At 53.4% G+C, this 10,357-nt stretch carries 13 protein-coding genes; 6 read left to right on the top strand and 7 right to left on the bottom strand.

Features of this window, described 5'->3' with window-relative positions; all coding sequences use genetic code 11:
* Positions 1–220: 220 nt before the first annotated feature.
* Positions 221–730 (top strand): zinc finger Ran-binding domain-containing protein, encoded by a 510-nt coding sequence (locus tag KQI83_RS12615; RefSeq protein ID WP_216558672.1) that lies wholly within the window; start codon positions 221–223, stop codon positions 728–730.
* A gap of 85 nt (positions 731–815) precedes the next feature.
* Here KQI83_RS12615 and KQI83_RS12610 read toward each other — a convergent pair whose 3' ends face one another.
* A complete protein-coding gene (locus tag KQI83_RS12610; protein WP_216558668.1) occupies positions 816–1,325 on the bottom strand; it encodes a hypothetical protein in 510 nt (169 codons plus the stop codon).
* A gap of 170 nt (positions 1,326–1,495) precedes the next feature.
* Between KQI83_RS12610 and KQI83_RS12605 the strand changes: the two genes are divergently transcribed.
* Positions 1,496–2,458: a glycoside hydrolase family 25 protein gene (locus tag KQI83_RS12605; protein ID WP_216558665.1), complete on the top strand. Its 963-nt coding sequence runs from the start codon at positions 1,496–1,498 to the stop codon at positions 2,456–2,458.
* Positions 2,459–2,511: 53 nt separating this feature from the next.
* Here KQI83_RS12605 and KQI83_RS12600 read toward each other — a convergent pair whose 3' ends face one another.
* Together KQI83_RS12600 and KQI83_RS12595 are read right to left on the bottom strand one after the other, a co-directional pair.
* The gene (locus KQI83_RS12600; protein WP_216558662.1) at positions 2,512–3,036 is read right to left on the bottom strand and encodes an S-ribosylhomocysteine lyase; all 525 of its coding nucleotides are present in this window, start codon (positions 3,034–3,036) and stop codon (positions 2,512–2,514) included.
* Between the two features lie 178 nt (positions 3,037–3,214).
* Positions 3,215–3,427 carry a hypothetical protein gene (locus tag KQI83_RS12595; RefSeq protein WP_216558659.1) on the bottom strand — a complete coding sequence of 71 codons (213 nt, stop codon included), beginning with the start codon at positions 3,425–3,427 and terminating at the stop codon, positions 3,215–3,217.
* 74 nt (positions 3,428–3,501) lie between these two features.
* Between KQI83_RS12595 and trmL the strand changes: the two genes are divergently transcribed.
* From trmL to gpmI, 4 genes are all read left to right on the top strand, one after another.
* Positions 3,502–4,026 carry a tRNA (uridine(34)/cytosine(34)/5-carboxymethylaminomethyluridine(34)-2'-O)-methyltransferase TrmL gene (trmL, locus tag KQI83_RS12590; protein ID WP_216558656.1) on the top strand — a complete coding sequence of 175 codons (525 nt, stop codon included), beginning with the start codon at positions 3,502–3,504 and terminating at the stop codon, positions 4,024–4,026.
* Positions 4,027–4,205: 179 nt separating this feature from the next.
* On the top strand, positions 4,206–5,417 hold the full coding sequence (locus tag KQI83_RS12585) for a phosphoglycerate kinase (RefSeq protein WP_216558653.1): 1,212 nt from the start codon (positions 4,206–4,208) through the stop codon (positions 5,415–5,417).
* Positions 5,418–5,505: 88 nt separating this feature from the next.
* A complete protein-coding gene (gene tpiA, locus KQI83_RS12580; protein WP_334300147.1) occupies positions 5,506–6,264 on the top strand; it encodes a triose-phosphate isomerase in 759 nt (252 codons plus the stop codon).
* A 46-nt stretch (positions 6,265–6,310) separates the two neighbouring features.
* A complete protein-coding gene (gene gpmI, locus KQI83_RS12575; RefSeq protein ID WP_216558647.1) occupies positions 6,311–7,831 on the top strand; it encodes a 2,3-bisphosphoglycerate-independent phosphoglycerate mutase in 1,521 nt (506 codons plus the stop codon).
* A gap of 313 nt (positions 7,832–8,144) precedes the next feature.
* On the opposite strand, the gene KQI83_RS12570 is transcribed toward gpmI, so the two are convergent.
* The 4 genes from KQI83_RS12570 to KQI83_RS12555 form a co-directional block, all read right to left on the bottom strand.
* Positions 8,145–8,630 (bottom strand): flavodoxin family protein, encoded by a 486-nt coding sequence (locus KQI83_RS12570; protein ID WP_216558645.1) that lies wholly within the window; start codon positions 8,628–8,630, stop codon positions 8,145–8,147.
* Between the two features lie 12 nt (positions 8,631–8,642).
* Positions 8,643–8,849 carry a helix-turn-helix transcriptional regulator gene (locus KQI83_RS12565; protein ID WP_216558643.1) on the bottom strand — a complete coding sequence of 69 codons (207 nt, stop codon included), beginning with the start codon at positions 8,847–8,849 and terminating at the stop codon, positions 8,643–8,645.
* Entirely contained in the window at positions 8,849–9,178 is a 330-nt protein-coding gene (locus KQI83_RS12560) for a DUF6442 family protein (protein WP_216558640.1), read from the bottom strand. Before KQI83_RS12560 ends, KQI83_RS12565 begins: the two co-directional genes overlap by 1 nt.
* 458 nt (positions 9,179–9,636) lie before the next feature.
* The gene (locus KQI83_RS12555; protein ID WP_216558638.1) at positions 9,637–10,320 is read right to left on the bottom strand and encodes a hypothetical protein; all 684 of its coding nucleotides are present in this window, start codon (positions 10,318–10,320) and stop codon (positions 9,637–9,639) included.
* Positions 10,321–10,357 lie beyond the last annotated feature (37 nt).

The following is a 10,357-nucleotide window of genomic DNA, read 5'->3' as shown; positions in this document are numbered from 1 at the left end:
GCGCGACGGGAGACGCAGACAGGCTGGCGCCTGTCAAGGAGCCCAACAAAGCTATACGAAATATAGCGCAATAGATGATAAAGGTTTTTATTAAGGATTAGTATGAGTAAACGCCCCGCTCTCTCTGACTTGACGGTCACTGTAAAAAGGACTATAATAAAAAACGGAAACAGAAGAACTGTTCCCGAAAAGAAAGTAAATATTCAAAGGAGAATGAGGTATGTTTACAAACATCGGTAATAAAATCAGGACTTTGGCAAAAGTCCTTTGCATCATCGGCATCGTCCTTGCGGCGCTGAGCGGTCTGATCATGATGATCTCGGGCATCTCAATGCTCGGCTACAGCTACACCGCAGGCGCGGGCGTTGCTCTGATCTTCGGCGGACTTGTCAGCGCGGCGCTCGGCGCTTTGCTCGCATGGGTCGGCAGCTTTGTGCTGTACGGCTACGGTCAGCTGATCCACAGCGTACAGCAGATCGAGAAGAAGGTGCTCGGCGACGAGTATCAGGATTTTGACAAGCAGCCGAATGTTTCGCCGTTCAGCGGCATGAACAACGCCGCCCCCGCAGCTCCTGTTGCTCCCGTTCAGCCCATTCAGCCCGAGCAGCCCGCACAGCCTGAGCAGCCCGCACAGCCTGAACAGTCTGACGTCAAGGTTTGCTCCAAGTGCAATTATGTAAACGCTCCGACCGCGACCTTCTGCGTCGGTTGCGGCAATCGCCTTGACTGATTCTTTCCGACATAACGAACCGCCCTGTTTCAAACAGGGCGGTATTTTTTGCGTATTCAGTTTCAAAACGGCGAAATACAGCGCGTTAGTTACTGTTCATCACCGCGTCGAGCACCTGCTCCTTCAAGCGGTCGAGAGGGCTCTTGTCGGGCTTGAGCTCCTCGCCGCTGAGTCTATGCTGCGGCAGTCCCGAAGCGGAGTTGAAGCTCTTCATGCGTATCACGATATGTTCGTTCTTGACCAGTTCAAAGAGCTTGTCGATAGTCGGACAGGTCTGCACCGCGCGGATCAGCTGTTCCTTAGTGTGTCGGACAGGCTGCACAGCGGGAGCGGGAACAGAAACGACCTCTCCCCTCAGGCGCGCCGCGTCCATCACCGCCTGGCGCACCCTGATCTTCAGGCTGTCCAGCGGAGACAAATCGGGGATCGGCTTCGGCGCCTGCTTTGGCAGGGAGGAAGCGGAGTTGAAGCTCTGCATCTGTATCACGATCTGCTCGTTTTTGACGATCTCAAAGAGCTTGTCGATGGTCGGACAAAGCTCGATGGCTCTGAGTATCTGCTCGGTCGTATGCTTGCGATAACCCTGACTTTGCAAGAGCCTTCCTCCTTTCCCGATGATATGCGTTTGATATGCGTTAGTTAAAGATATTATAAACGAATCTTTGCGTTATTTCAAGTAAAAGTAAACTTATTGTGAAGTTTATTTACAATAATCCGCTTTTGTGGTATTCTATATGGGTAAAAATACCGCAAAAAGGAGCATTTATGGCTGACTTAGACGATAAAAAACGAACTTCCCGCTCTAAGGGCGGCAAGCACAGTAAACAACAACCCCGGAGCAAGCATCGTGTCCCGATCATCATCGCGGCGATCCTGCTGTCGGCGGCGCTGATCATCGGCGTAGGCTGGGGCGTCAGCCGCCTGTTACAGCCCAAACCCGCTGACGAAAACGCCGTTCCCACCTCGTCGGGCGAGGTCGTCACCATCAACGATTCCGTCATGGGCGACATCGAGCTGCAGACCGTCAAGGGCGCCGAGGTCAACACCTATACGGCAGAGGGTCTGCGATATGAAGAGGACGGCACCCCCGCCTATTATGAGAACGGCAAGAAGATCTCTCATCTCGGCATCGACCTGAGCGAATTTCAGGGCGACGTAGACTTCACCGCCCTGAAGAACGCGGGCGTGGAATTTGTCATGCTGCGTATCGGCGGCCGCTACTACGGCGACGAGGGCGGCTTGTATGAGGACAAGAATTTCGATACCTACTATGAACAGGCTCGATCCGCAGGCTTGAAGATCGGCGCGTATTTCTTCTCACAGGCGAACTGCGTCGAGGACGCCGCGCAGGAGGCGAACTACTCCATCGAGAAGCTCGACGGCAGAAAGCTCGATTTCCCCGTAGCCTTCGACTGGGAGAACATCGCCGAGGGCGACGCGCGAACGGACAAGGTCACGGGCGACGAGCTGACCTCGCTCGCCGAGACCTTCTGCGATACCATCACCAACGCCGGCTACAAAGCCATCGTCTACTCCAACACCTCTCAAATGCTGATCATGTACGACTTTGAGACCATGAAGGATTACGATTTCTGGCTCGCCGACTACCGCGAATTCCCCACCATGTACTACAAATTCGACATGTGGCAGTACAGCAAGGACGGCTCGATCGACGGCGTCGAGGGCACAGTCGACCTGAACCTGAGCTTCACGGACTTCTCGGAATAAAGCCATCATTCATAAGAAAAAGCTCCCTGGAACGGGAGCTTTCACCTTGCCGCTTACGAATCGAAGAACTGCTGTCCCTCGTCGGTGATCAGGCGTTCGGTCTTGGGATATTCGAAGATCGCGCGATCGTCGGCGTTCGCCTCCAGATATGCCGCGAACTCCGCCGCGTACCACTTCGCCATGCCGAGATTGTGCATGAGATAGTGCCCGCAGTTCACCGCCGTCGCGCCGGGGATCACCTCTGCGTCCGCAACCGCCCTGAACGCGCCGAGCATCAGGTCATAGATATCTTCGGGCGCGCGGTTACCCTTAAGGATCAGGTAAAATCCCGTCAGGCACCCCATCGGGCCCCAGTAGATGATCTCGTCCTTCCAGTCGGGATCGTTCCTCAGATAGGTCGCGATGATATGCTCGAGCGAGTGCATCGCCGCGACGTCGATCACAGGCTCACGGTTCGGCTTTTTCAGCCTGATATCATAGGTCGTGACCATGTCGTTTCCCACATGATCCTCACGGCTGAGGAAAATACCGGGGACGATCTTGGTATGGTCGACGGTAAAGCTCCGGATCAGTTCCATGTTCATCTCTCCTTTTACGCTTTCTTGATCAAATCAAGTGTAGCATAAAAGAATGACTTTTTCAACACCTTATGAATAGTGAGAAGTTAGGAGCGAGGAGTTAGGAGTTGTGGGAAACGCTCCGCGTTTTGGATTTATATAGAAAACGGGTGTGCGGTGCCCACCAAAAACTCCTAACTCACTGAAACATATCCTTCGCGCTGTCGAGCAGATCCTCCATCGCCTGCGCTACCTTGTTCGCCTTTTTCTGTAGCATCTTCTTATTATTGCTCATCAGGCAGATCGCGCCCGCGCTGACCGCCGCGCCCGCCAGCATACCGCCGAGGATACATTTCAGGCTGCCGCCCTTCTTCTCCTTGCAGTCGCCGCTGCTGCACATTGCTTTTGACATATGATAACCTCCTTTGCGAGATTATTTTTTGCATATACATACCGCTTATTCCAAGATAAAAGAGGAAAAACAAATTGGAAAATCAAGATAAAAAAGTTTTGAACATCGTTTTATTCGAGCCCGAGATTCCCCAGAACACGGGCAACGTCGCCCGCACCTGCGCCGCTACGGGCGCAAGGCTCCACCTTGTGCGACCCTTCGGCTTTGAGATCACCGACCGCAATCTGAAAAGAGCGGGGCTCGACTACTGGTATCTCGTCGACATCACCTATTACGACTCGATCGACGACTTTTTCGAAAAGACCGCGGGCGGAGAGTATTTCTTCTTCTCCACCAAGGCGCGCCGCAAGCACAGTGATGTCGCCTACCCCGACGGCGCGTACATCATCTTCGGCAAGGAAACGCGCGGTATCCCCGAGCACGTTCTCATGCGATACCCCGACCGCTGCGTCCGTATCCCGATGATCGATGAAGCGCGTTCTCTGAACCTCGCGAACTCCGTCGCCATCGGCTGTTACGAGGTGCTCCGCCAGTGGGACTACCCCGAGCTGCTGACAAAGGGCGAGCTCCACCGCCACCACTGGGACGATATCGAGTAGCACAGCGCTCCGAAAGGGGCGTTTTTCTTGTTATTTTTAACAATTAACCCCAATAATCTTCCATTTTGCTATTGCAAACTGTTACCCTTTTGTTATATAATTATGGAGTAAAATTATGGTATTGTACGTTTGCGATTAGCACAAGCAAACAAGCAATGCAAAGAAAGGATGTTTTTATCATGAAACTCAACAAGTACACCGTTGATGACATCAACTTCGCCGGCAAAAAGGTACTGTGCCGCTGTGACTTCAACGTACCGCTCAAGGACGGCGTGATCACCAACGACAACCGTATCACCGCCGCTCTCCCCACCATCAAGAAGATCATCGCTGACGGCGGTCAGCTGATCCTTTGCTCCCATCTGGGCAAGCCGAAGAACGGCCCCGAGGAGAAGTTCTCTCTCGCTCCCGTCGCGGTTCGCCTGAGCGAGCTTTTAGGCAAGGAAGTCGTATTCGCTAACGACGACGAGGTCGTCGGCGCGAACGCCAAGGCTGCTGTTGCCGCTATGAAGGACGGCGACGTCGTTCTGCTCCAGAACACCCGCTTCCGCAAGGAAGAGACCAAGAACCTCGAGCCGTTCAGCTCCGAGCTGGCTTCTTTAGCTGACGTATTCGTTATGGACGCTTTCGGCTCCGCTCACCGCGCTCACTGCTCCACCGTCGGCGTCACCGATCATATCAAGTGCACCGCAGTCGGTTATCTGATGCAGAAAGAGATCGACTACCTCGGCAACGCGGTAGAAGCTCCCGTACGTCCCTTCGTCGCGATCCTCGGCGGCGCAAAGGTTGCGGACAAGCTCAACGTTATCTCTAACCTCCTCGAGAAGTGCGACACCCTGATCATCGGCGGCGGCATGGCTTATACCTTTGCTAAGGCGCAGGGCAAGGCGATCGGCACCTCTCTCGTAGACGACACCAAGCTCGATTACTGCAACGAGATGATCAAGAAGGCTGAGGATCTCGGCAAGAAGCTCCTGTTGCCCATCGACACCGTCTGCACTAAGAGTTTCCCCGATCCGATCGACGCTCCGATCGACACCGAGGTTTACGACGCGGGCGAGATCCCCGCTGACTGCATGGGTCTGGACATCGGTCCCAAGACCCGCGAGCTGTACGCAGAGGCTGTCAAGTCCGCTAAGACCGTCGTCTGGAACGGTCCTATGGGCGTATTCGAGAACCCGATCCTCGCTGAGGGCACCATCGCGGTCGCGAAGGCTCTCGCTGAGACCGACGCTACCACCATCATCGGCGGCGGCGACTCCGCTGCGGCTGTCGTCAACCTCGGCTTTGCCGACAAGATGAGCCACATCTCCACCGGCGGCGGCGCTTCTCTCGAGTACCTCGAGGGCAAGGTTCTGCCCGGTATCGCGGCTATCGCTGACAAAGACTAATTAACAACGAAGGAGGGCGGCGCTCGTCGCCCTCTGTTACCATACGAAAGGATTGTTTATTATGATACTTGACGCATTAACTAAAGGCATGAGAAAGACCATCATCGCCGGTAACTGGAAGATGAACAAGACCCCCTCTGAGGCTAAGGCGCTGCTCGAGGAGATCATTCCCCTCGTCAAGGACGCTGAATGCGAAGTCGTCGCTTGCGTACCTTACGTAGACCTCGCTACCGCGATCGAAGTCACCAAGGACACCAACATCAAGATCGGCGCTGAGAACTGCCACTGGGCGGAGAGCGGCGCTTTCACCGGCGAGATCAGCACCGGTATGCTCAAGGAAATGGGCGTAGAATATGTCGTGATCGGTCACTCCGAGCGCAGACAGTACTTCGGCGAGACCGACGAGACCGTCAACAAGCGCACCAAGGCTGCTTTGGCGGCGGGTCTCAAGCCCATCGTCTGCGTAGGCGAACTGCTGTGGGAGCGTGAGTGCGACATCACCAACGAGGTCATCGCCCGCCAGATCAAGCTCGACCTGTGGGACGTCACTCCCGAGGAGATGGCTAACGTCGTCATCGCTTACGAGCCCGTATGGGCGATCGGTACCGGCAAGACCGCTACCGCTGAGCAGGCGGAGGAAGTCTGCGAATTCATCCGTATGTGCCTCAAGGCGAAGTACGGTCTCGAGGTCGCTTCCGGCGTCACCATCCAGTACGGCGGCTCCATGAACGACAAGAACGCGGCTGAGCTGCTCTCCAAGACCAACGTTGACGGCGGTCTGATCGGCGGCGCTTCTCTCGTAGCCGAGAAATTCGCGGCGATCGTTGACGCGGCCAAGCCCGAATAATCCTGATTCTTTTCAGATAGCACTCCTACATAGAGAGGATCATCATATGAAAAAACCTATTGCATTAATCATCATGGACGGCTTTGGTATCGCTCCCAAGTACGGCAACGCCATCACCTACGCGCGCACCCCGTATCTTGACCAACTGTTCTTCAAAAATCCCATCACCATGATCGGCGCGTCGGGTCTCGACGTCGGTCTGCCCCACGGCCAGATGGGCAACAGCGAGGTCGGCCACACCAACATGGGCGCCGGCCGCATCGTCTATCAGGAGCTGACCCGTATCACCAAGTCCATCGAGGACGGCGACTTCTTTGAGAACGAAGCGCTGAACAAGGCGATCGACAACTGCAAGGAGCACGACAGCTCCCTGCATCTCTTCGGTCTGCTGTCCCCCGGCGGCGTTCACAGCCACAATACCCATATGTACGGGATCTTGGAGCTTGCTAAGCGCAAGGGGCTCTCCAAGGTCTATATCCACGCCTTCCTCGACGGCCGTGACGTACCGCCCTCCAGCGCGAAGGAATACGTCGCTCAGGCTGTCGAAAAGTGCGCCGAGATCGGCGTAGGCAAGATCGCTACCATCAGCGGTCGTTACTACGCGATGGACAGAGATAACCGCTGGGAGCGCGTCGAGAAGGCGTACTCCGCGATCGTTTACGGCGAGGGCGTTCAGGAGACCGATCCCGTTCAGGCGGTACAGAACAGCTATGACAACGGCGTGACCGACGAGTTCATGCTGCCCTCCGTCATCGCGGGCGGCGACACCGTCAAAGAAAACGACTCCGTTATCTTCTACAACTTCCGTCCCGACAGAGCGCGCGAGATCACCCGCACCTTCGTCGACGACGATTTCACCGGCTTTGAGCGCAGAAACGGCCGCTTCCCCGTCACCTACGTCTGCATGACCCAGTACGACGCGACCATGCCCAACGTCGAGATCGCCTTCAAGCCGCAGAAGCTCGTCAACACCCTCGGCGAGTATCTCTCCAAAAACGGTTTGACCCAGCTGCGTATCGCCGAAACCGAGAAATACGCTCACGTCACCTTCTTCTTCAACGGCGGCGTTGAGAAGCAGTACGACGGCGAGGATCGTATCCTCGTCAAGTCCCCAGCTGTCGCGACCTACGACATGCAGCCCCATATGAGCGCCTACGAAGTCACCGAAAAATGCGTCGAAGCCATCAAGAGCGGCAAGTACGACGTTGTGATCCTCAACTTCGCCAACTGCGACATGGTTGGTCACACAGGCGTATTTGAAGCGGCTGTCAAGGCTGTCGAAGCCGTTGACTGGGGCGTCAAGAAGGTATCCGATGCCATCGCCGAGATGGGCGGCGTGACCTGTATCACCGCTGACCACGGCAACGCCGATCGCATGATCGACAAGGACGGCACCCCCTTCACCGCCCACACCACCAACCCCGTGCCCTTCTGCGTCGTCGGCTGTGACGAGTGCAAGGAGCTGCGTTCGGGCGGCGTTCTCGCGGATATCGCGCCCACCATGCTCGATATCATGGGTCTGCCCCAGCCCGAAGAAATGACCGGCAAGTCCATGATCATCAGATGACGCGCAGCGTCTTTATTCCGCCTTTTGAAAGGTAAGCTCTTTCATTAAAGAACATCAACGGCGTGTCAAATGTGCGCTTCTTGTTCTACACTCTTTTGAAAGAACTGCTATACTATAACGAAAGGGGCTATCGCATTAAGAAAAGCGATAGCCCCAAAGTCTGTCATCCTGAGCAAAGCGAAGGATCTTATAGTGCAATTTGTCTATTTATATTACACCTACCATGTGTAATATAACGGAAAATGTGTGCTTTTTAGATTCTTCGGCAAAGCCTCAGAATGACGTTTTTTATTTTGCAATAGCCCCTTTTTGCTTATCCTTCCAGTTTTTGACAAAACACGATTACCTTTTCATCGTTATCCTTTGCGGGCTTGTCCTTTGGATCGATGAGGGTTAGCGTTGCAACCAAGCGGTCGATCCCCAAAAGAGCGGCGAGCTTATCAAGAGCTTTGTCCGCACCGCCTCCCGCATAGCAGACAAAAGCAGCGATCTCTATCCTGCTGAGCATATCACGGTTTTCTGTGATAAAAGTTCTGATCGGTGGGGTGATATTACTCGCCCATACCGGCGTACCGATGATGATCCTGTCATAACCGCTATCAAGCATGTACGGCTGTAGCTTCGGCCGATCCCCCATCACGGCGCTCTTGCCACCCCAAATGAATTTGCGAAAACCTTTGGAGGGATATTCTTTCTTTGGCTCGATACGGATTAGATCAGCGCCTAGCGCATCAGCGATCTTCTCGGCGATCTGCTGTGTGTTACCGCTCATGGAATAATAGACAACTGCTGTTTTCATAGGCTCACCTTCTCAAAAGTAAAAGATTTCTTCAAATTTCTTATCCAGCGCTATACACAGGATCAGCGCGAGCTTCGCCGTCGGATTGAACTGTCCCGTTTCGATAGAGCTGATCGTATTGCGTGATACGCCGACCATCTTCGCCAGCTCTGCCTGTGACAGCTTCTTTTCCTTGCGAATCGCGGCAAGGTTATTCCTCAATATCAATTCGTTATCCATCACGCCATCACCCCGCAGAGCTGTAGGATCCAGAGCGTGAGCATCATCAGCGCCAGCAATCCCCAGAAGATCGTAACGAACAGCTCATGCCGCTTACGCAGCTTGATATACTTGGTCAAAAAGGCGACGAACGCCATCGTGAACAGGACAAAGTCCATGCCGCGATTGACATAGCCCAGCACAAAGCCGTTGACCAGATCAACGATGATCACCAGAAATACGGCGATAAAATACGCCGCGCGCGTGCCGCTCTTCTGCGCCTCAATGTCGGCATAATCCTTACCGTTGTTCTCCTCCTGTGCTTTCTTCAAAATATCTTCTCTGTTCATGATAACATCTCCTTTTTGAATGTCATTGCGAGGGAGCTTGACGGCAGTAGCTCTCAGCCAATCAGCATTCGCATAATATGCTCCGCTTCTTGGGAGAGCCTTGCATGGGAGTTGTCAGCCAAATCAAAGATTTGAACAACTCCTCAACCGTGGCAATCTCAACCGCACTGATACCATTTGACAAGTTTACTTGTCATTTGATGGTGCTATTATAGCACTGCCAAGTTTACTTGTCAATAGTTTTTGCAAAGTTTTCTTGTCAAATATTTTTTGCATACAAAAGCTCCCGATCTCTCGGCAATGTCATTAAGTTAAGCCAAGGCTCCCTTTGGTAAAGGGAGCTGTCACCGTAAGGTGACTGAGGGATTGCATCAATTGACCGAGCGTCAGCGAGATACAATTCTCTTAACTTAATGATATTGCGATCTCTCGGGAGCTTTTTGTGTAATGCACATGAATCAATGCGGGATCAGATAGAACAGCGAGCCGACCACATAGGTGAAGGCGTTCGCAACAAAGGCATAGAGTACCGCGAGCCACGGGCTGTACTTCTCGCTCTTATTAAAATGACGGAACGCAATCGCGTACACCGTGCCCTCGACCGCCGCGACCGCAATCTCAAAGAACGCGAACGGAAAGCTCAGCACGCTGTCATATACAGGCGGGTTGATCAGAATGGTACTCACAGTCAGCAGGATCAGCGTGATGATATTGGTGACCGCAATCGTAAGGACATGCTTCCATTTGCGGTAACCGAACAGCAATCCGATCAGGATCTCGACCACCAGATTGAACGCAAGGCAAACGAGGAACTGAAAAAACATCTGCTCTTGAAAATAAGGTCTGACTGTTGTAACAGCAGGACGGAACACGCCGTTATCAAGGTCTTGTTTCGTCTGAACATTCTTGATATTTTTGCCGTCAAGCGTCAGCTGATAAAGATGTATGTAGTTCTTCTTTACAAGTATTTTTGTTTTCACCAGCGTATCAGTATCGGGATAATACAGCGCGATCTTGAAAGTGTCGTACGGATACCCTACATTCGTTGTTCCATTTTCTTTGTTGAAGCCATCTATATCTGCGATATAATCATATCCGTCCTCGTCGCGGGTGCTCCTGATCTTTTTGACCGCCGCCCACATATCTTCCACTCCATATTCGCTTTTATAATCATTGTAC

Source organism: Roseburia sp. MSJ-14, from assembly GCF_018918225.1.
Taxonomy (GTDB): Bacteria; Bacillota; Clostridia; order Lachnospirales; family Lachnospiraceae; genus Petralouisia.
This window is presented reverse-complemented; position numbering and strand designations above follow the sequence as displayed.

Coding starts and splice junctions, on each gene's coding strand:
- KQI83_RS12615 (WP_216558672.1), top strand. CDS start 221: ATGTTTACAAACATCGGTAATAAAATCAGGACTTTGGCAAAAGTCCTT.
- KQI83_RS12605 (WP_216558665.1), top strand. CDS start 1,496: ATGGCTGACTTAGACGATAAAAAACGAACTTCCCGCTCTAAGGGCGGC.
- KQI83_RS12600 (WP_216558662.1), bottom strand. CDS start 3,036: ATGGAACTGATCCGGAGCTTTACCGTCGACCATACCAAGATCGTCCCC.
- KQI83_RS12595 (WP_216558659.1), bottom strand. CDS start 3,427: ATGTCAAAAGCAATGTGCAGCAGCGGCGACTGCAAGGAGAAGAAGGGC.
- KQI83_RS12585 (WP_216558653.1), top strand. CDS start 4,206: ATGAAACTCAACAAGTACACCGTTGATGACATCAACTTCGCCGGCAAA.
- tpiA (WP_334300147.1), top strand. CDS start 5,506: ATGAGAAAGACCATCATCGCCGGTAACTGGAAGATGAACAAGACCCCC.
- gpmI (WP_216558647.1), top strand. CDS start 6,311: ATGAAAAAACCTATTGCATTAATCATCATGGACGGCTTTGGTATCGCT.
- KQI83_RS12570 (WP_216558645.1), bottom strand. CDS start 8,630: ATGAAAACAGCAGTTGTCTATTATTCCATGAGCGGTAACACACAGCAG.
- KQI83_RS12565 (WP_216558643.1), bottom strand. CDS start 8,849: ATGGATAACGAATTGATATTGAGGAATAACCTTGCCGCGATTCGCAAG.
- KQI83_RS12560 (WP_216558640.1), bottom strand. CDS start 9,178: ATGAACAGAGAAGATATTTTGAAGAAAGCACAGGAGGAGAACAACGGT.
- KQI83_RS12555 (WP_216558638.1), bottom strand. CDS start 10,320: ATGTGGGCGGCGGTCAAAAAGATCAGGAGCACCCGCGACGAGGACGGA.